At 66.0% G+C, this 19,808-nt stretch carries 15 protein-coding genes; 6 read left to right on the plus strand and 9 right to left on the minus strand.

The annotated features are described in order from the left end of the window. Positions 1-19 precede the first annotated feature (19 nt). Genes ACFFGH_RS28405 through ACFFGH_RS28420 form a run of 4 tightly spaced genes read right to left on the minus strand, consistent with a single transcriptional unit; the run spans position 20 to position 5,068 of the window. Complete coding sequence (locus ACFFGH_RS28405) at positions 20-1,324, minus strand: 5' nucleotidase, NT5C type (protein ID WP_386675017.1); 1,305 nt, start codon at positions 1,322-1,324, stop codon at positions 20-22. Next, positions 1,324-2,181: a DUF6339 family protein gene (locus tag ACFFGH_RS28410; RefSeq protein ID WP_386675019.1), complete on the minus strand. Its 858-nt coding sequence runs from the start codon at positions 2,179-2,181 to the stop codon at positions 1,324-1,326. The genes ACFFGH_RS28405 and ACFFGH_RS28410 overlap by 1 nt, the downstream gene beginning before the upstream one ends. After that, the gene (locus tag ACFFGH_RS28415) at positions 2,178-3,140 is read right to left on the minus strand and encodes a hypothetical protein (protein ID WP_386675022.1); all 963 of its coding nucleotides are present in this window, start codon (positions 3,138-3,140) and stop codon (positions 2,178-2,180) included. The genes ACFFGH_RS28410 and ACFFGH_RS28415 overlap by 4 nt, the downstream gene beginning before the upstream one ends. Next, on the minus strand, positions 3,137-5,068 hold the full coding sequence (locus ACFFGH_RS28420) for a hypothetical protein (RefSeq protein WP_386675025.1): 1,932 nt from the start codon (positions 5,066-5,068) through the stop codon (positions 3,137-3,139). The genes ACFFGH_RS28415 and ACFFGH_RS28420 overlap by 4 nt, the downstream gene beginning before the upstream one ends. 296 nt (positions 5,069-5,364) lie before the next feature. Between ACFFGH_RS28420 and ACFFGH_RS28425 the strand changes: the two genes are divergently transcribed. Continuing rightward, positions 5,365-6,453 carry a DNA sulfur modification protein DndB gene (locus ACFFGH_RS28425; protein WP_386675028.1) on the plus strand — a complete coding sequence of 363 codons (1,089 nt, stop codon included), beginning with the start codon at positions 5,365-5,367 and terminating at the stop codon, positions 6,451-6,453. Positions 6,454-6,464: 11 nt separating this feature from the next. Further along, entirely contained in the window at positions 6,465-8,813 is a 2,349-nt protein-coding gene (locus ACFFGH_RS28430; RefSeq protein WP_386675031.1) for a hypothetical protein, read from the plus strand. 277 nt (positions 8,814-9,090) lie between these two features. On the opposite strand, the gene ACFFGH_RS28435 is transcribed toward ACFFGH_RS28430, so the two are convergent. The 4 genes from ACFFGH_RS28435 to ACFFGH_RS28450 all read right to left on the minus strand — a co-directional run bounded on the left by ACFFGH_RS28435 (position 9,091) and on the right by ACFFGH_RS28450 (position 14,212). Then, positions 9,091-9,447 carry a hypothetical protein gene (locus ACFFGH_RS28435; RefSeq protein ID WP_386675034.1) on the minus strand — a complete coding sequence of 119 codons (357 nt, stop codon included), beginning with the start codon at positions 9,445-9,447 and terminating at the stop codon, positions 9,091-9,093. A 58-nt stretch (positions 9,448-9,505) separates the two neighbouring features. Next, positions 9,506-10,603: an McrC family protein gene (locus ACFFGH_RS28440; protein ID WP_386675037.1), complete on the minus strand. Its 1,098-nt coding sequence runs from the start codon at positions 10,601-10,603 to the stop codon at positions 9,506-9,508. 154 nt (positions 10,604-10,757) lie between these two features. After that, positions 10,758-12,839 carry an McrB family protein gene (locus tag ACFFGH_RS28445; RefSeq protein WP_386675040.1) on the minus strand — a complete coding sequence of 694 codons (2,082 nt, stop codon included), beginning with the start codon at positions 12,837-12,839 and terminating at the stop codon, positions 10,758-10,760. Between the two features lie 242 nt (positions 12,840-13,081). Next, positions 13,082-14,212: a helix-turn-helix transcriptional regulator gene (locus ACFFGH_RS28450; protein WP_386675043.1), complete on the minus strand. Its 1,131-nt coding sequence runs from the start codon at positions 14,210-14,212 to the stop codon at positions 13,082-13,084. A 139-nt stretch (positions 14,213-14,351) separates the two neighbouring features. Between ACFFGH_RS28450 and ACFFGH_RS28455 the strand changes: the two genes are divergently transcribed. The 4 genes from ACFFGH_RS28455 to ACFFGH_RS28470 all read left to right on the plus strand — a co-directional run bounded on the left by ACFFGH_RS28455 (position 14,352) and on the right by ACFFGH_RS28470 (position 18,381). After that, positions 14,352-14,780 carry a Rid family hydrolase gene (locus tag ACFFGH_RS28455; protein ID WP_386675046.1) on the plus strand — a complete coding sequence of 143 codons (429 nt, stop codon included), beginning with the start codon at positions 14,352-14,354 and terminating at the stop codon, positions 14,778-14,780. A 48-nt stretch (positions 14,781-14,828) separates the two neighbouring features. After that, positions 14,829-16,211 (plus strand): FAD-binding oxidoreductase, encoded by a 1,383-nt coding sequence (locus ACFFGH_RS28460; protein WP_386675049.1) that lies wholly within the window; start codon positions 14,829-14,831, stop codon positions 16,209-16,211. 84 nt (positions 16,212-16,295) lie between these two features. Next, positions 16,296-16,886, plus strand: coding sequence for a GIY-YIG nuclease family protein (locus ACFFGH_RS28465; protein WP_386675052.1), 591 nt, complete (start codon positions 16,296-16,298; stop codon positions 16,884-16,886). A 109-nt stretch (positions 16,887-16,995) separates the two neighbouring features. Continuing rightward, the gene (locus ACFFGH_RS28470) at positions 16,996-18,381 is read left to right on the plus strand and encodes an FAD-binding oxidoreductase (protein ID WP_386675055.1); all 1,386 of its coding nucleotides are present in this window, start codon (positions 16,996-16,998) and stop codon (positions 18,379-18,381) included. Between the two features lie 42 nt (positions 18,382-18,423). Here ACFFGH_RS28470 and ACFFGH_RS28475 read toward each other — a convergent pair whose 3' ends face one another. Next, positions 18,424-19,785 (minus strand): PP2C family protein-serine/threonine phosphatase, encoded by a 1,362-nt coding sequence (locus ACFFGH_RS28475; RefSeq protein WP_386675058.1) that lies wholly within the window; start codon positions 19,783-19,785, stop codon positions 18,424-18,426. Between the last annotated feature and the right edge of the window lie 23 nt (positions 19,786-19,808).

Genomic DNA, 19,808 nt, shown 5'->3' on the forward strand with positions numbered 1-19,808 from the left:
TCCATGGCACGATCCGTGCCTAGCGGGATGCCGCTTCGATTAGCGGCTCGTAGGTTCCCTCGTCCGCCCACGACGACCACACTTCAGGCTCGTGTGCCGACGCCTTTAGGCCTGCTCGCAAATCGATAAGCCAACTGCGCGGTACCTCTGGTGCGTTGAGGACTGTGAAGGTGGCACGGTAGTTCACAACCTCGCCATCGTCGCCCTGCTTGCAGACGACTTCGAGAGCATCCAAAGGAGCGATGTCCTGGGCGCCAGGGACGAGCAACCCGCCGAACCGAACACTGCGGCCCGGGTGCGCACTCGTGAAGAGCAGAGCCGGTGGGATGTCACGACGGGCGCCCTTTGCCAGTGACTCGTACATATCATGAAGCAGCACGTTACCGAGGCGTCGTGTCTCGTACAGGCCCTTGCCCGGGGTCCTCTGGTCTCCGTAGTACACGAAGGTGCCGGTGGCCGCATCCAGTTCGTCGGGCCACTCCAGCTCCGAACCGGTCGAGAACAGGGCGACGTATCGCACATCCCGTTTAGCAATACTTCCGGACGGGCGAAAGCCGCCTGCATTCGCCACACCGAGAAGCTTCTGGATCGGATCTCCGCCGTAGTTGTTCGCGGAACCGCCCTCGTACACAGCACCCGTCTGCAGATCAACCGAAGCCAGCGCGCTGGTGAACGGCACACGAATTGTGCCGGGCGCCATCCGCTCGATTGCGCCGGCGATGGGGCTGGCGGGAGTCTGGTGCGTCGCGTCGGCAACGTCCTCTTTAGGAGCGCCATGGGCATCAAGCAGATGACGAGTCACCGCGGCCCAGTCCGGGAACTGTTCGGAGCCGAAGTGGATCCACTCGCCCTCGAATTCCCGCGCACCGCCGTCCGCCTGGTGCTCGATGAGGTAGTCACCGCGATTCAGCTCTTTGTGGTGACTCAAGATCAAACGCTGGAATGCCGGCGTAGCCGACTCGGACCCGAGGTGGAGCTGAACCCACTCAACCTGGTCCTGCCACGCGGAGGGGTTCCGCCACGGTGCCGTCGAGAGGATGAAGACCTCGAAACCTTCGCACAGTAGCTTGAAGGCTTCGACGGCGCCAGCAACGGGTCGCATCAGCGCGAACACTCCGGGTATCTCTTCTACCCGCCCGTCGAACCGCTCAGTGAGCTCAGCGTCCAGCTCCGCAACCCTGGCGTCGAAGTCTGCGAGCGTGTTGACGAGGCCGATGTAGACGATCGGTTTGACATGGGCATGATTCCGTCGGTTCGACGAGTCGACGACGCCCCGCTCCCCTGAGGGCGCCAGCTCGCGGTCGTCCCGCTCACGATGCACCATCAGAGTGCGGCCGCTTCCGCGACGTCATATGCACTCGCGCCCTTCGCACCGCGCGCGCGCGCCACAGTGGGGGCGATGTCCCAAGCTCGTTTCGCCACGCGGGCCCCGGAAGCGACGTCCGGCCGCCCCGTAGCAGGGCCTACCGGCATTCGTTCCCAGCCATCCGGGACGCCCGTTTCCTCCATCCAGCTGGCGTAGGCGTCATCGTCGTCGACGTAATATCCGGTTTCGGCCTCGGGAGGGATACCGGCTGTCGTCAAGTTGACGACTCGTGCCAGGTCGTTGATCTGGCTTGCCTTCGGAGGTCGTTTCTCGGAAATCTCCCGCAGGTGAGCGAGGACACCCAGGGCGACGGGTCGGCATCGAACGAGCGGTCGGTGCAGATAGCTGTTGGGGAAATCCTGACGCACGAACGCTAACTCGACGTACGAGTAATCAGCACCGTCGCGGAACAGTTCGGCACCCCACCAGAGCCTCGCGAACGCTTGCTTATGAACGGGCCCGAACCAGCGGTCCCGCCTTGGGGCCGTGCCGCCTCCCCAGCGCCACTCGACATACCATCCGAACCGAATCGCCACCCATTGCCACATGCCGCGATCGCCTGCTTCGGCTCGCGTCAGGCGAAGCGCCGAGTGGAGGCGCGGGGCCAGCCATCCATCCGAGGCCTCAGGCGTATCCCAGCGTTCAGCCGACGCCTCGTGGCGAAGGTGTTCCATAAGGTCGGCGATCGCGTCGACGGGGACCGGGTGGCCATTCCGCTCAACCGGCTCGGCCAAGTCAGCGTCAGCCTGCTCCCGTCGTTCCTGTTCCGCTTGGGTTCCGTCCAGTTCGTGCAGGTATCGAAAGAGTCCGCTCATCGCACTTCCTCCGCCGATGTTTTGATTGCCTGATCCAGGCCGACGAGCCGATTCACAGCCAAATCGAGTTCGGACTTGAAGCGAGCTGTCTCGGACAACGACAACCGAGCGTCGGCCATCCGCTTATAGAAGTCCTCCACGTCGGAGATCCCCTGCATCTCTCGAGCGACTGCCTCACAAACCTGTACCAAGAGAGGCGAGTCCGGCCGCGAGACTCCGGACTCATCGTCGCCGGCGTTCATGCCGGCTTGCTGCATAGCATCACTGAGCAGCCCATGGGTGACCGTCGCTGCGATCGTCGCCGCGAAGATGTCCTGGAGCCTGCGCTTCTCCTTCTGAGGTTTCTGACTCTGGAGCAGCACTTGGAACTCCATAAGGTCGGAATTCAGGTAGAGGACCGGTTCCTCGCCGGCCACGAAGAAGTGCGTTGCGTCCGGATACTCCTTGCAGAGCGTGGGGGCGTCGGCATCGCTGAACTTGATCCATACGTTTCGAACCGGAATCGCGGTTGGTGCCTCCGGCTTCGCGCCCTTCTCTTGAACCACAGACCATGTGTCAGAGGCTCCTCGCAGTAGCGGGCGTCCGGTATCGTCCGCGGCGACCGCGAATCCCTGCAGTTGTAGCACGCCCCTCGTCTGAGACCGGGCCAGCTCGAGCCTGCCCCGCCAGCTGCCCGCTGCATCCAGAGCTAACGGAGCGACCAAGCGGACGTTGGTCGCCGGTCCGCTGCAAAGCGCATGGGCCTGCAGCGGCGCTCCGACGAGGGCCGAAGGCAGCTCTTCGTCGGCGGTGAGCTCTAGCTCCAGGGCGACCGTGTCCCAATCGCCTTCGAGGCCCTCAAGGTGCACCCGAGCGTGTTGCACGTCGACAACCTGCTGTTCACGCCCGCTCGCGGAGACTGAAATAACCGACAGCTTTAGCGGCTTGCCGAACTGAGGCCACGAGTAACGGACCGTCATGACCGCGCCTCCGCAGTCGCGAGGCTTGCGGGAATCGCGACGATATCGATTGCGGTGAGATCGGCTGGAATAGGGAGATCCGCCGTCGAAACGCCACGGAAGCGCGCCTTGACCTTGCGGCCCCGGTCGGAGGCAGGAATCGTCACCGTGGAGCCGGAGACGGAGCATCCCTCGACGGACTCAAGAGGACCTTCCCATTGAACTGCGGTCCTGCTCCCATCGAGCCCGACAACAACCAGCGCAGGGCTGAGATTCCAACCCTCTGGGCGATTCTTCGCCTGGATCTCGACAGCCACGTGCCACCGCCCATGTTCGACACGCCAGTCGACGAGCTCGACCAGCGGCTTCCGCGGGGCGGCCCCAGCACCCTTTCCGCCCGCGGGTCCGGCCCGGAGGAAGCGAAGGCGTCGGAGAACCGATTCGGGACCGCTGGTGTCGGTAGACGGGATGGCACCGAAAAGCTGATCCAACTCCTTCACGACTCGGTGCTCAATAGCACGGAGGTTGGGCAGCCACGGCGGCAGGTAGTGAGCGTTGAGATTCACCTGCGACGCCTGACTTCGGCCACTGGTTGGAATCCACCGATCATGCGCAGGAGGTTCCGCGAAACGCAGGAAGTCGTCCGCTCGGAGGTCGTCCTCAGAGGCCGCCCCCGGCTTGATTGCGGCGCCGGCAAGCACGAACGCGTGGTACCGGCGACCTTCGTAGGGGCGGTCGATGGTTTGAACGACCATCTCGGCCCGGCGGAACAGACAGACGCGGTCCTCAAGGCCATCCTTAACCTCGTCCGAGAGGGTGACCACGAGCTTGGCAGGATGACTGAAGCCGGCGTGTGAGGGGTCGGATTTCCTTCGCGACACATCGATGGTCACGTCCCGCACGACGACATCGAGGGGTTCCACCAGTTCGTCGTTGACGTCGCCGGAATCGAACCTGCGCAGGGCGTTCACCAGTTCCGGATAGGTGCCAGAGGGATCGATCGTCTCGCTCTTCACGAGGTCCCCGTCCAGGATCTGCTCGATACGGACTTGCATCCGCCCGCGCGTGATGAGCGGCCAGAAGCTCTCTTCGATGCCGTCGCGGAGTTCTTTGGTGAGCCGCTGAAGCCGAGCTTCACGAGTCTCGGGTTGGCTTGGATTGTCGGGATCGTTGAAGGCGAGAATCAACGCGGATGTCCCCGGCCGATCATCCTTCCGCTTCAGGCATAGCGCATCAGCCACGGAGGCGTCAGCCCAGTCGCTGCGCACGGCTCCCACTTCTTCGCTCCAGGCTCCGAAATACCCGCGCCCCTGATAGATGGCATCGTTCAAGCGGTGGGCGGTGCCTTGGTTGACGCCAAGGATGCGGTTTCCCACCTGACCCTGAAGAGCGTCTTCAGGTGCGAGAACACTGTTGAACAAGACCGTTTGGATTGCGCTGAAACGCCAGTACACGGCTTTGCCGAGACCGAATGAACCGCCGGCCGCTTTGTCCTTCCCGCTCCAGAGGTCGAGACGGCAGAGCTTAATTAAGTTGCCGTATTCGTCCTCGGAGGTCATGGCGTCGGGGAACTCCGGGCCGGTGAGCCCGCGACACCCGTAGTCGTCAATACGGAGCAGAAGTAGCTCATCGGACTTGGCGAGCAGGTCCAAGCCCGAGCTGATCTGGCCGGCGGCGACGGCAGCCTTTGCCCCTCCGACCATGGCAAGGAGGTGCGGATGCAACAACTCGTTCCAGCCGATAGCTTCCTCGAAGCGGCGCCGAGCATCCCCGGTCAGGGAAATGAAGGTGTACACGAGCTCGGCACCATCCTCGGTGCGCGCGTCCGCGGAGTTCTGGCAGCTCTCCCTCGCCAATGAGGTCAAGCCTGCGTTGACCGTCCATTGGTTTGCGTTGCCGTAATTGCCGTACGACGGGCTCTGCTTCTCCCACGACCAAAGGTAAGTCATAGATTGCGAAGCTCCCTCTCGTTGCTCTCCACGGCTGGTTCCGAAACGTACACAGCGATCAACTCCACTGCAAGTGACCATTCCGGGGCGGGAGGTCCGACGTCAAGTACTTGCGCTCAAAGCGCCGTTGTGGAACGCCGGTGCCGAAACCGCGCTCACGCGCGGACGGGCACCGCTGGAACGTCGGGACCGTTCGGCGCGACCTCGGACGAAGAGCCCCCGCCGCTTCGCGGTGTGCGCCACGACCGCCGAATAAGTTATTGCGCCCGAAGCTTTGCGGGCGATAAGTTATTCACATGGAGATGAATAACGCGCTGATGTTCGAGCAGACCGGGCTCAGCCTTCCGGCCCTCCGAGGGCTTCAGGGTGGACGGATCCTCTACCTATCGCTTCCGCCGAATTCCGTGATGAACACGTTCTTCCCAATCGACCTTGAACCCGCTCAGGAAAAAAGCCAGCGTGCCCTCGACCCGCGGCACGCTCGCGAGATCGCCGAGTACATCAAGGAGAACCCGGCTGCCTACGCGCTCGGCGCGGTCACCTACGCCCTCGACGTCGAGGGATCCTTTGCGGAGGCGGCGCCCGGGTCGGGGATCGGCTTACTTCGCCTTCCCCTCAACGCGAAGCTCCGCAGCATCGACGGACAGCACCGCCGGGAGGGTGTGCGGCTCGCCATCGACGAACTGCCTTCCCTGGCAGGCGAGAGCACGGCCGTCCTTATGTATGTCGAACCAGACTTGGCTCGCCGCCGGCAGATGTTTTCCGATATGAACAACACCGCGCGCCGCGTGAGCAAGGCGGTGAACATCAGCTTCGACAGCAGGGACCCTTTCGCCCGCGTAGTCAATGAGCTCGTGGAGAGCCACTCGCTTCTACAGGACCGCGTCGAACGGACGTCGATCAGGGTGGCTCCCAGCAGCGGAAAGGTTTTCACGCTCGGAGCGGTCCATGATGCGGTCAAGCGCCTTTTCGTGGGTCCAGCTGGCAGGGTGAAAGACCCTCACAAGTACGCCGTGGCGGACATCGAGGCGCGGTCCATCGAATTTTTCGACCTGCTGTCAGAGGCACGGCCGGAGCTGCGGGAACCGCCAACGGCTGAGGCATTCCAGCGGAACATCCTCTATTCCTCGACCACGCTACGAGTAGTCGCGGGTGCCGTGTGGAACCTCTGCTACGACGCTGGCGGCCCCCGGATTTCGCCAGCCACGCTGGCGCCGGCACTCGCGAGCATCGGTTTCTCGCCGAACGAAAGCATGTGGCTGGATGCCGGGTTCGTCAGCCCGGGTCGCAGCACTCCAAACGCACGCAGCCAGGAACTTGCAGCGGCAACGGCCGTTCTCACCGAAGTACTCATGAAAAAAGTCGCCTCCGCGGCCACGAATTGAAAGGAGCATCAATGACCCAGAAAATTGCCAATCCCATTGTTGAAGCAGCCCTCGGGGCGAACGATGTCGAGTCGGCGATGAAGGTCCAAGACATGATCGCTGCCGATGTCGGCGGCCGGTACGAGCGTCCACTCGGTGACCGTTGGCAGAACCTCGGTCTGCTTGGGTCAGGCGGGAGCTTCGACCTGAAGCTCATCGAGCAGGTGACCAACATGCAGGACGCGGTTCTGGAGCGTCTTGCGCTTAAGACCTGGGACGCCCGCGAGTCAGTGCCCTACCCCACTCCGCTGGCCGCTGCCGAGGATCTTCTTGGTGGTCTGAGTGACGAAGAGGCCGCTGAACTCGTATCGGTCCGTTTCACGGAGTCCAATGGAAGCCCCAGCAAGTCAAAGCGGTTGACGGCGGTCTTCCGGGACAAGGGTATCGGCATGACCGCCGAGTCCGTATGCACCACCGTCTTCCGACTGGGCGGTTCCAACAAGGAAGACGCCTATTACCTGCAGGGCGCCTTCGGGATGGGCGGTGCGCTCACATACAGGAACGCAGAGGCGGTCGTCCTCGTCACGAGGAAAGACCCTGACCTCCTGCTCGAAGGTGAAGAGGATGAGATTTCGGTCGCTGTAGTCGAATGGCAGCAAGGCACCAAGGGCCAGACTGCGCTGTACCTCGTGGACCGCCCTTGGGAGCAGCCGGGCGACTACACACGGGTGTGGTCATGTGCGGCTTCGGAGCATCCCTCGTTCGAGCCGGGAACACACGTGGCACTGGTCTCGTATCGCGTCGAAGGGATCTACCGTGGGTTCGAAAGCGACGAAAAGTCGTTCCCGTCCATCCTCAACACGCGGCTCTACCGGCCGGTCACCCCGGTTCTCTTCACGAATGAGACCGACAGAGGGAGGAACACGAAGATCCGCGGACTCGAACGCAAACTCGAGCAGTCCGCGCACGACTTCCCGTCCGACGAGGAGACGCTCATCTTCAAGTACGCCGGGGAGACGTACCACCTGCCGTTGCGCTACACCCTCTTCCCGACATCCGGGGCCGGCAACCGGAGAAGCCTGATCGCCCACGACCATGCGGTGTTGTTTCTCTCGAACGGTCAAGTGCACCACCACTGGACCATCGACGACTTCAGGAGCAAGACGCAATTCGCAAAACTGCGGAGTCGCATCCTCGTGGTCGTCGAGACAGACGATCTGCCGATCGCGCTCCGCACTGCCCTCTTCACGCCGGACCGCTCCTCGCTCGTGAAGGCGGACATCGCCCTGCGCTTGGAGCACGAAGTTCGCGCATTTGTCGACGGTTGGGATGCCCTTCGGGAGGAGAACGCCGCCCTGATCCGTGCGGCGCTCGATCAGACGTTCGGTGAGGGTTCCGCCGCCATCGGCCAGAGGATCGGCCGGGCAATTCTCGCAACCGGTTTCTCGGCAGGAGGGGGGAACGGCACCACGGGAGGCGGGAACGGCAATGGTTCCGGGAAATCGGGCGGAGGCGGGGGCACGACTAAGCCGATCGAGCTCCTTCAAGATCCCACCTACCTGCGCGGCCCCGCCCATGTGATTGGTGAGCCTGGCCTCACGCTGTCGCGCACGTACTCAATCAATGGCCCGGACGGCTTCCTCGGCGGCCGTGGACAGCTACAAGTGTTCCTGGAGCACCCAGACCTCGATGCGGAGAGGGACATCTCGGTCGGGCCGCTTCGCGGCGGACGAGTGCGGGTGCAAATTGCTCTTCCGGATTCAATGGAGGTCGGCTCGTACTCCATCAAGCTGAAGGTCGAGAACTGGTTCAAGACGTCTGGTGGACTCGGCCCGACCCTGGAGCACGTGACCACGCTCGAGGTGGCGGAGGACGTACCGGGTAAGGGTTCGGGTGGCGGAGGCAAGACGACGACCGGTTCTGGCACAGGAGGACCCAAAGAGGGGGGACACAACGTCGCTCTTCGCTGGACGGGTCTCGAGGAAGAGGGTTTCAGCAGGAAGACGGTCGGGGTCGTCGACGCCACGCCCGCCTCCGTGCTGGCCGAAGCGGATCCAGGAAATTACGGCGAGCTCGCGTCCCTGGGTGACGCGCCCATCCCGACAATTGCTCTGAACACGGAGTACTCGCCGCTGAAGAAATACATGGCGAGTCGGACGAAGACGCTTGACACGCTCGATCGCCCCCGCGAAAGGTACGCGGTTGGGGTGGGGGTTGCCCTCATGCTCCTGGAACAGAAGGCTAAGGCTGACCGCGAAGGCGACCAGCCTGCCATGAGTGAAGACGCCATTGCCGCGGCACAGGAGGCAGCTGCGCGAGCCGTTCTCGCCGTGATGCCAGCGTTCGACGAACTGGCGAAAGAAAGCGGTCTGGAAAGCTGACATCAGGCCTGGTACTGGGTCGCCGTCCGGGCGGCCCAGAACCAATCGGGGCGTCAGTGGTCCTTCACCGTGTAGGTGAACACGCGGATCGTCGCCCGATCCCCCTCGTGTCGACGCCCTGCAGCACCAGCTGCGTCACGTCCCGCTCCCGGGCGGTGAGGCCGGACGCGGCGACAACGAGCGGCACGATCTCCGCCGGGGCGGGCCTCGTCGATGGTAACCACCACGTCGCCGGCCTGCCCATCGCGGCGGACAGCGGGGTGGCGTCCGGCACCAGTTAGATCGCGGCGGCCGAGCGGGCCTGGCTGCGCTGCGGCAGAGCCGTCAGCCCGGCGGCCCACGCCCGGGCGGCGCCGACAAGGGCATTGACGATGTTCATCGGGTCGGCGAAGTCCGGCCTGCCGTTCAGGTCGGCGAGGCGCTGACTGCGCCAGCGGAGAGCTGCACGAACTCGTTGTCGGCGTTCACGATGAGCACCCCCAGGCCGACCGGCGCGACCGGCGCCGGCGCGCACGCCAGGCTGGGCGAGCGGTCCGGTGCGGATCCCGAACGTCATCGCGGACGAGAGTTCGGCGACGAGTTCAACCTCCTCGGCGGTGAACGGGTCATTCGTCTCGTCCCGGATCAGCGCCATCCCGCCCCACACCCGTGCCCGCCGCGTGTGGGCACCTAACGCGATGACCCGCGCTGATTCAAGTTCGCAAGCTAGCGCTCCTCGTGCTACAAGGGCTGATGCCGGGACCAGCAGCGCCTGAAGGTTTCGGCTCCTCCGAGACGTAAGACATGCTCATTGCCACGATCGCGTCCACCTGCTGCGTAATCTCGGCGGGCGATCGATCCAGAGCTAGCGAGTGACAGTAGATTTCGACGCCTGCCGGTTCGATCCCATAATGCGCAGGTGCCTCGTTTCCCGCCGCATAGATGAGGTGTCCGGTCGAGAGCTGATGCCTCACACAGTAGGCAAGCATCTGGTATACGTCGGCATTCGGGAAGCCTGAGGGCTTCTCTGCCTTGTACTTCGCGTCGAAGACTGCCTGCACACGCCCTTCACGGCGCCACACTAGATCCGGCTTGATGTATACGTTGTTGTCACGGTCGAGCGGAGTTTGCCATTGCGGCAGAATCTGACCGCCGAACTGGCGTGCCGATCGTGTTACTTCGGCCTCAACGAAGCGTTCGAAGACCTTCGGAAGGTCGATCAGAAAGCCGGTGGCTACCGTGCTCGCCACTCGATGATCGAGTGAGCCGTTCGTCAGGATCAGCTCGGCCAGCGCGACGAGCGGGCGATATCGCTCGTTCCGCCGATCGAAGTGCACCGTAGGCAAGGGCTGTCCTCGGACTAGCACAGTCACCTCACCAAGCTGCTTGTCTACTCGCAACAGCCGCGCATTCAGAGACTGCGGAAGTCGCCCGCTGGCTACCATGCGCCTTGCGGCCGATCGAACGAGCTGGTTTTCTGCGATGTCCGCGGTGAACTCGTCGTATTGCAACTCTGCAGGCAACGGCAGCCCCTGCCGCACCCTTATCTGCTCCGCAACGAGCCAGCGCCCGCGAATAGCCGGCTCAGCGTCGCGAACGCTGCGGTACCCTCGCAGGACGCCTGCTCGAAGCACCCGATCGGCCCATGTAGCGAACGCGTCCGCGATCGCAGGGTAGAGGTCCCGCACAGTGCCAAGCCGCACGCTTTCGTCAAACCATTGGCCCCACTCTTGGGCTCGCCCCAACAGGTAGAAGAGCCTTTCGAGTGGAACCTTAGGTTCGATGCTGAGCTCCAGATCGCCGAGCCGCACGACGCCGACCTTCGAGACGCCGGCAACGCGCCACTCCCCACCCGGCGTCGGGGTCAGGGAGGCGATGCCAAGCCGCGTGATCGCCGATGCAGTCTCGATGGGCAGCGACAGGAACGTCTCGCCGGCAGCTTCGCGGAGCAGGACGGAGCGGCGCTCAGCCGTCAGCGTCGCTCACCCCCACGCTGCGTCGGAGAGCCGCTAAGCCGAACTCGGCTTCGAGATCGCGGTCCTCCCCGTAGTAGGCCTCTTCGAGGAGCGGCATCAGCTCGTATCGCCAAATCTCCGCGAGCCTAGCCTCCGAGAGATTGGCATCGGCCGACATGAGGTAGCTGGGACCTATGCGTGATGTCGGGTCCCCAATTCGGGCATTCAAGGCGTCCAACAGCCGGGCCGGCTCGTCGCTGAGACCCCTGCCCTCGAGCCAGCGCCGGAGGACTGTCGATGTTGGTTCCTTATCCGGGTGCAACTCGACGAACGCGAACCGCCGACGCATCGCCGCATCGAGGAGCGCAATCGAGCGGTCCGTTGTGTTCATCGTGCCGATGATGAATACGTTGCTCGGTAGATGGAACCGCTCCTCGCCATAGAGAAGGGCGATGCTTTCGTCGCGGTACTCGAGCAGAAAGTACAGCTCGCCGAACACCTTCGCGATGTTCCCGCGGTTGATCTCATCGATCACCAGCACGTAATTCGTCTCCGGATTGCTGCGCGCATCGCGGGCAATCTTGAGGAAGGGCCCGTCCTTGAGGCGGTAAACGAGGGCGCCGTCCTCTACGACGGGCCGGTAGCCCTGAACGAAGTCCTCGTACGAGTAGCTGGGATGGAATTGCACTACCGCCGGGTCCGCGCCCAAGGAGACGTGGCGGGCGAGCGCTTTAGCGACGAACGTCTTGCCGGTTCCGGGTGGGCCGTACAGAATGACCTGCCGCCGACGCTCGAGGAGATCTAGCCGGTCCTGCAGCCACTGCCTGTCGATGTACATGTCGGCAGCAAGTTGATCGGTCGCAGCAGCGAAAGACGCTCGTGGTCGCAGCGGCGGGTCCGTTTCCTCACCGGAGGGAAGTGCGGGTTCCTCCACGGGCGCGGGTTGCCACTTCTCGCGCAGGGGCGGCCGGTAGTAGCTGACCGGCGCCTTGTTCTTCACCTGAAGCGCAAGCGTGATGTCGCGCAAGTCCCGGTCAATGTCACCACTCGGATTCGGGAGCTCACCGACGAAGGCGTCGCGGATCTTGCGCTTGTGGTCGTCCGAAACGATGCTCACGAACGTCTGCGGGTGAACCAGAAACATCAAGGAGTAGCGCTGCGAAGGGAATGATTCACCCGAAACTCTGAGAACAAAATCTCGAAATGCCCAAGGGTCTCCAAGTAGCTCTTCGCGGTGATCGGCGCCCGTTCTGGTCCACGCTGCGGCGAAGTTGACGACAATCGTCATGGCAGCGCCGAGATTGCTTGACATACGCGTCCCCGGGTTGAAGGCGCCGGAAGCGAACGCTGCGCTGATTTCCTCGGGGATCTGCACGGGGTGACTCATCAGCTGGAGTACTGCTTCGACTCGTTCCGCTTTCTTCCGAGCACCGATCGAGTCTGTTGACGCCGGCAACAGCTGCAACGTCACAAGTTCGGCCATCAATAGCTTCGCGTCGTCGCTCGCCGGCGCGAGCTGCACAGCCAGTTGCTCGGTGAATGTAACCCCCGGTGTTGTGGTCGCCGCGACGAATGTCTGCTCAAGCTCGGTGATAACCGACTCCGTCCAAAGGAGCCTTCCCGGCGCGAATACCGACTCTCCCGCGACGAGAGCGCGGTCGACGAAGACCCCCGCCACGTGGATGACTTCCTCCTCGCCCGCGTCATGAGGAACGATGCGAGTCGCCAACGCACTGGCGCGTTCCTTGGTGCGAGTTTGATCCCAGGCGGTGTACAGCAGGCGCGACTCCCGGACGAGATCCACCGGGTCGGTCCAGGTCTCGTACGCCTCGCGTCCGGCGTCAGTGATTGCCCAGCCGTCGGACCCACCCTTGGTCAACCATCCGGCCTTGACGAATTCAGCGGTCCTCCAGTTCCAATCGACTTCGCCAGTCGCGCCGCCGCTGGGCACCGATACGAGCTCAGCGGCGCTCAGGGGATGTCGTGACGAGACTTCGGCCCAGACTCTCGCCCGGGGCAAAGGCTCACTATTCTGGATCAGGAGGCCAAGAGCGTCGCGCGCGCGGGTCGCCGTCCTCACCTGGTCGCTCACAAGGTTCCCTTCCGTGGCACTGGTCCACGGTCAGTCGCCCGCTGGAACTCAAGCTCACGCACGCGTCACACTACTATTGCCCCGATTGCTAGAGCCTGCACATCCCGTGCGCCGAATCGGGTTGACATTCGAGGCCATACTCACGAAGCCGGTCGTTCACCGCGTGGGTCATCTGACTGTCGGATTCTGCCCTGGCTCTGGGCACGTTCAGCAGTACGCTTGGTCCGGCGCGACTCCAGCCGCTACGACCCCGCAAACCACCCCGACGCCCCGAGTTCCCCGCCCATCCGCGGCACGTACTGGTCGAAGTACACCCGCGCGATGAGCTCCCGCCGGCTCCGCACGCCGACCTTGTCGAACACCGACTTCAGGTGGTCCTGCACCGTGTAGGTGGACACGTGGATCGTCGACGCAATCTCCTTCGTGTCGACGCCCTGCAGCACCAGTTGCGTCACGTCCCGCTCGCGGGCGGTGAGGCCGAACGCGGCGACGACGAGCGGCACGATCTCCGGCGGGCGGGCCTCGTCGATGGTCACCACCACGTCGCCGGCCTTCCCGTCCCGGGCGGACAGCGGGGTGGCGTGCAGCACCAGCCACATCCCGGATGCGGAGCGCACCCGGCAGCGCGGCGGCAGGTCCGTCTGCCCGGCGGCCCATGATCGGGCGGCGCCGACCAGGGCGCTGATGATGTTCATCGGGTCGGCGAGGGTCGGCCGGCCATTCAGGTCGGCGAGGCGCTGCTCGGCGCCGGCGGAGAGCTGCACGAATTCGTTGTCCGCGTTCACGATGAGCACCGCGGGGCCGACTGGCGCGACCGGCGGCGCGTACGCCAACTGGGCCAGGAGACCCGTGCGCAGCCCGAGCGCCATCGCGGAGGAGAGCTCCGCGACGAGTTCGACCTCCTCCGGTGTGAACGGGTTCGCCGCCTCATCGCGGAACAGCGCCATCCCGCCCCATGTCTCACGGCCGCTGCGGAACGCGGCACGCAGCTCGTCGGTGAAGCCGAACTCGGGGACCATGAAGTCGGTGAGCCGGGCCGACCGCTCCGTGTGGCCACCGGTCGCCAGGTGCACCGCGGTGGCGGGCACGGCGCTCCGGGCGACCGCGGCGAAGGAGTCCGGCTCGCTCGTGCCGTACTCGATCAGCGCCCACTCGTGATCGCGGTGGTCGAGACCGGTGAGTCCGCCGAACTTGCGGACGCCGGTGACGAGCATCGTCGCCGGGTCCACGGTCGGCACGCAGGCCGAAACGAACGGGACCGCACGAGCGAGGGAGCCCATCGCCTCGTCCAGAAACTCGTCGATCGGCAGGCCGGCCCGGGCGATCAGGTCGACGTCATGCGCCACGCGCTGCGCGAGCAAAGTTGAGGCCACGTCACAACATCCTGTCCCTGTCACGCCGTGCGCGCTATCCCAGATTTGTGGGGATGCCCGCATCCCTGAGTCCGGGGGGCGGAAAGTTCCTCGGATGCTGGGATGGTCGCCCGCCGCGCCGGCGAGCACAGTAGCCGTCATGACAGCGCTTCACCCCCTCCGGCGGCACGGCGGCACGGCCGTCCGTTCGCTGAACCCGGCCGGCTGGGACCGGATGCCGGGCTTCGACCAGGGCCAGCTGCGGGCCGTCGGGGAGATCCTGACCGTCGCCGCGCAGGGCCCGCTCGACGAGCGCGGCCGGCTGCTGCACGACGGCGACCTCGCCGCGCAGCTAGCGCTCTCCGCCGCCAACTTCGAGGCCGTGCTGACGGCCGCCGGGATGACGTGGCCGAACGTCGCACAACTGCGCATCTGCACCACCGACATGGACGGCCTGCTCGACGTGCTCGACACCCTCACCGACCACCTCGGCGAGGCGGCCGCCCACCCGCCGGTCAGCCTCGCCGAGGTGCGCCGCCTGCCTCTCGTGGGCATGGCGGTCACCCTCGACGGGCTCGCTCTCCGCTGAACCACTCCCCCAGAACATCCGCACCACCCAACAACAAGGAAGCAACGAATGACACTCGAAACCACCGCCACCACCTCTGCCGCCCAGCTGCAGGAACGACTCGGCGCCCTCATCCACCTGCCCGGCGACGCGCTCTTCGACGCAATGCGGATGCCGTGGAACGTCGCCGTCGACCAGCGGCCCGCCGCGGTCGCCACCCCCGCCACCGCCGATGAGGTCGCTGCGATCGTGACGACCGCCGCGGAGCTCGGCCTGCGAATCGCGCCGCAGAGCAGCGGCCACGGTGCCGCCGCCCTGTCGCAGCACTCGCTCGACGATGTGGTGCTGCTGCGCACCCTCGGACTCACCGGCGTCGAGATCGACGCGGAGCAGCGAGTCGCCCGCGTCGGCGGCGGCGTGCTCTGGGACGACGTCGTGACCGCGGCTGCCGCACACGGGCTCGCCGCGCTGCACGGCTCCTCCCCCGACGTCGCGGTCGCCGGCTACACCCTCGGCGGCGGCATCGGCTGGTACGCCCGCAAGCATGGCCTCGCCTCGAACAGCCTCGTCGCCGTCGAGATCGTGACCGCCGACGGGCAGCTGCTCCGCGCATCCGACGAGGAGAACGCCGACCTGTTCTGGGCGATCCGCGGCGGCGGCGGCAACTTCGGCGTCGTCACCTCGCTCGAGCTGCGGCTCTTCGACATCCGCGACGCCTACGCGGGGTTCATGTTGTGGGACATCGCCCACGCCGAGAAGGTGGTCCGCCGCTGGGCCGAGTGGACCCGCACCACGCCCGATGAGGTGAGCAGCTCGCTCCGGATCCTGCGACTGCCGCCGCTGCCGGAGCTGCCGGACTTCCTCCGCGGGCAGACCCTCGTGGTGGTCGACGGCGCCGTGCTCGGCGACGACGCGTTCGGTCAGCAGCTGCTGGCCGGGCTCCGCGAGCTGCAGCCGCACATGGACACCTTCGCCCGCGTGCCCGCCCCGGCGGTCACCCGCATCCACATGGACCCGGAGGGACCGACCCCCGGCGAGGGCGACGGCACCCTGCTGGCCGACCTCGACGATGCCGCGATCGACGCCTTCCTCGCGGTGGCCGGCCCCGGCGTCACCTCGTCGCTGCTCTCCGCGGAGCTGCGGCAGCTGGGCGGAGTGCTGTCCCGGCCGGCCGAGCACGGCGGCGCGCTCAGCCACCTCGACGGTGCGTACGCGCTGTACGGGGTCGGGATCGCACCGTTCCCCGAGGCGGTGGCGCAGGTGCGGGCGGATGCGGCCCGGCTGCTGGCGGCACTCGCGCCGTGGGCGAGCGGCGCGACGTACCTCAACTTCGCCGAGACGCCCGTCGACCCCCATGCGGCGTACGCGGCCGACGCGTGGACGCGGCTGCAGCAGGTGCAGGCGCAGGCGGACCCCAACGGCGTATTCGTCGCGAACCACCGGATCGGGTAGCGCACACGGGAAGTTCCGACCGCGGCGAGGGTTTTGACCCCTCGCCGCGGTCGCTTTTCCGGGTGGACGGGTAGCGTCTGCGCCGTGGACACCTACGTGAACGACGTGCGGCAGGCGATCAGCGCCCTCTCCGATCGCGGGTCGCCTCCGGCCGAGGCGGAGCAGTCCGTGCCCTCACGGCCAGGACTGTATGCGATCCACGCCGACCGGCCGGTGTGGGAGCAGCTGGGGCTCGAGCCGCGCGACGAGAAGACGCCGCTCTACGTCGGCAAGGCGGAGCGGAGCCTCACGTCACGTGACCTCAGAACGCACTTTCGAACCGGCCGCACCGGCAGCTCCACGGTCCGGCGGTCGTTGGCGGCCCTGCTGCGGGAGCGGCTCTCCCTCCACGCGGTGCCACGGAATCAGGCACGCCCCCGGCACTTCGCGAACTACGGCCTCGAGGCGGAGGGCGACGCCAGGCTGACCGCATGGATGCACGAACACCTCACCATCGCGGTGTGGGCGACTCTGGACCTGGAGCTCGGCGTGATCGAGACCCTTGTGATCGACCATTGGCAGCCGCCGCTGAATCTCAGCAAGGTCAGCGTCCCGTCACCCATTCTGAAGGCGGCCCGGCAAGCCATGGCCGATGAAGCACGGAGGGCGGGGCACGCGGACGAACGGTCCGGATGACCTTCGGAGGGCCCACACCCGGCTCACCCCGAATTCACCCTGGCGGTCGCGTCGGAGGCGGAGCACAGTAGCGGGCAGAACCCGTCCTCCCCCGAAAGGCCGACCCGCAATGACGCTCGAAGCCCCCACCGAACCACCCGTCGCCCGGCTCTCCCAACGGCTGGGCCACCTCATCCACCTCCCCGGATCCGCCCGCTACGACGAGCTGCGGATGCCGTGGAACGTCGCCGTCGACCAGCGGCCCGCCGCCGTCGCACTGCCGACCACCCCGGAGGATGTGTCAGCCGTCGTCCGCGCCGCCGCGGAGCTCGGGATCCGCATCGCCCCGCAGAGCTCCGGCCACGGCGCCGCGATGGCCACCGTCGCCGGTCTCAACGACGCGCTGCTGCTGCGCACCACCCAGTTCACCGGCGTGACCATAGACCCGGAACGGAGGATCGCCCGGATCGGCAGCGGCGCCATCTGGGACGACGTCGTGAACGCCGCCGCCGCTCACGGACTGGCCGCCCTGCACGGCTCCTCCCCCAATGTGAGCGTCGTCGGCTTCGCTCTCGGCGGCGGCATCGGCTGGTACGGCCGCAAGCACGGCATCGCCACCAACAGCATCACCGCCGTCGACCTGGTTCTCGCGGACGGCAGCTACGTCCGCGCCGACGCCACCCAGAACACCGACCTGTTCTGGGCCCTCCGCGGCGGCGGCGGCAACTTCGGTGTCGTCACCGCGCTCGAGATGCGCCTGTTCCCCGTCCCCGACGCGGTCGCCGGGATGATGCTGTGGGACATCTCGGCCGCAGAGCCGGTGCTGCGGCGCTGGGTCGACTGGGCGCGCACAGCACCGGACGAGGTGACCACCTCCTTCCAGATCATGCGCCTCCCCGAAATGGAGGGCATGCCACCGTTCCTCAACGGGCGCAGCCTCGTGATGATCGACGGCGGCGTCCTCACCGACGACGACACCGCCGCCGCACTGCTCGCGCCGCTCCGCGAACTGCAGCCGGAGATGGACACGTTTGCCCGCGTCCCCGCGCCGGCGCTCGCGCGGATCCACATGGACCCTGAGGATCCGGTGCCGTTCGCCGGCGGCACGGTCATGCTCACCGACATGGACGAGGACGCAGTCGTCATGTTCCTCGACAGGTTCGGACCCGAAGCATCCACCGGCCTGCTCATGGCGGAGATCCGGCAGCTCGGCGGCGCGTTCGGGCGCCCGGCCCCCGATGCCGGCGCGCTCAGCCACCTCGACGGCGGATTCCTCTTCGGCCTGATCGGCATGGTGTCCACGCCGGAGAGCGCCGCGGCGATCGTCGCCGAGTCTGCGGAGGCGGTGCTCGCCTTCACGCCGTGGGCCTCAGGATCCGCGTACCTGAACTTCGCGGACGGCGGCGCCGTCGACTCGAAGGTCGGTTACGGCGCGGACGCCTGGGCGCGGTTGCTCGAGCTGCGGCGGAAGTACGACCCGAACGAGGTCTTCATGGCGAACCATCCGATTCGCTAGAGGTCTGCGCTCCGCCCTCCGACAGGCTCAGCGACCGCCGCGCTACGCGACGCGCTGCACCGCGATGACGGTCACGTCGTCGTCCTGGGTGCCGGAGGCGAGCTTCACGATCCGCTCCACCGCATCCTGCGCGGTGTGAACGCCCTTGCTCGCAACGGCGGCCGCCTGACGCAGCGCCTCCATCGTGCCGTCGAACAGGTCGAGCACGCCGTCGCTGAAGACGAGCAGCAGGTCGCCGGTGCGCATGCTGTGCCGCGTGACCTTCCACTCCTGACCGATCAGCACACCGAGCGGGAGATTCTGCGACGGCATCAGTTCCGTGGAGCCGTCCGCGCGGACCAGCACCGCCAGCCCGTGCCCGGCATCCACCACGGTCAGCTCGCCGGAGGCGCTGCGCAACCGGGCGTGGAACATCGTCACGAATGCCTCGTTGTTCGCGAGATCCGCCTGCACCACGGATGAGACGCGGGCGAGCGAATCGAGGGCACCGCCGGTCGGCAGCGCGATGCGGAGGGCGGAGCGCACCGTGGCGGCGATCATCGCGGCGCCGATGCCCTTGCCCATGACGTCCGCGACGGTGAGTGCGAGCCCGTCGGGCATCCGCTGCCAGTCGAAGAAGTCGCCGCTGAGCCCACCGCTCGGCACGCAGGCGCCGGCGACCTCATAGCCGGGGACGTTCGGCGAGGTGCGCGGCATGAGGTTCTGCTGCACCTGTCCGCCGTGCGCGATCTCGAGGCCGGTCTCATCCGCGCTGGCACGGAGTCCCCGGGCGAGTTGCTCGCTCGACAGCATCGCCATGGAGAACGAGGCCACCACCACCAGCACGAGGGTGATCAGCGCGGTGCCGCCGGAGCCGAACCAGGTGGTGAACACCTCGCCGTTCCGGCCGTCGACGACGAAGACGATGAACCGGAGCAGGTAGTAGACCGATACCAGCGCGGATGCGAGGCCGAGCGCCCACCGGGCCCTCGAGTATGCGGCGTCGAGGTGGAACGACTCCCAGGACGCGAGCCCGATCAGCACGCTCATGGTCGCGAGGAAGTAGGCACCGCCCGCCCAGGTGTTGATGGCCGGCGAATCCATCACCGAAGGGATGCAGACCACCACCGCCGGGATTGCCAGCAGCCACGGCCGCGGTGTCTTGCCCCGCAACGTTCTCGCACCGACCCAGACGCTCGCCGCACCGGTCACGGACAGCACGTTGCCAAGCGGATTCGCCCACAGCTGGTGCTCCGTACCGTTCAGCAGGAAGCAGCTGGAGCCGAACAGGAACAGCGCGAGGGCGATGCACCACCAGAGGCTGTACGCGGTGCGGGTGCCCCGGTACGTGACGAAATAGAAGAGCAGCAGCAGGGTGATCCCGACCACGGCGAACGCGACGCGCAGCGTCAGCGCATCGAGCATCCTTCTCCCCCCGTTGACACCTT

The sequence above is a fragment of the Lysobacter korlensis genome (genome assembly GCF_042434515.1).

Excerpts from the sequence above, each read along its gene's own strand:
- ACFFGH_RS28405 (WP_386675017.1), bottom strand. The coding sequence starts at position 1,324 with ATGGTGCATCGTGAGCGGGACGACCGCGAGCTGGCGCCCTCAGGGGAG.
- ACFFGH_RS28410 (WP_386675019.1), bottom strand. The coding sequence starts at position 2,181 with ATGAGCGGACTCTTTCGATACCTGCACGAACTGGACGGAACCCAAGCG.
- ACFFGH_RS28415 (WP_386675022.1), bottom strand. The coding sequence starts at position 3,140 with ATGACGGTCCGTTACTCGTGGCCTCAGTTCGGCAAGCCGCTAAAGCTG.
- ACFFGH_RS28420 (WP_386675025.1), bottom strand. The coding sequence starts at position 5,068 with ATGACTTACCTTTGGTCGTGGGAGAAGCAGAGCCCGTCGTACGGCAAT.
- ACFFGH_RS28425 (WP_386675028.1), top strand. The coding sequence starts at position 5,365 with ATGGAGATGAATAACGCGCTGATGTTCGAGCAGACCGGGCTCAGCCTT.
- ACFFGH_RS28430 (WP_386675031.1), top strand. The coding sequence starts at position 6,465 with ATGACCCAGAAAATTGCCAATCCCATTGTTGAAGCAGCCCTCGGGGCG.
- ACFFGH_RS28435 (WP_386675034.1), bottom strand. The coding sequence starts at position 9,447 with ATGGCGCTGATCCGGGACGAGACGAATGACCCGTTCACCGCCGAGGAG.
- ACFFGH_RS28455 (WP_386675046.1), top strand. The coding sequence starts at position 14,352 with ATGACAGCGCTTCACCCCCTCCGGCGGCACGGCGGCACGGCCGTCCGT.
- ACFFGH_RS28460 (WP_386675049.1), top strand. The coding sequence starts at position 14,829 with ATGACACTCGAAACCACCGCCACCACCTCTGCCGCCCAGCTGCAGGAA.
- ACFFGH_RS28470 (WP_386675055.1), top strand. The coding sequence starts at position 16,996 with ATGACGCTCGAAGCCCCCACCGAACCACCCGTCGCCCGGCTCTCCCAA.
- ACFFGH_RS28475 (WP_386675058.1), bottom strand. The coding sequence starts at position 19,785 with ATGCTCGATGCGCTGACGCTGCGCGTCGCGTTCGCCGTGGTCGGGATC.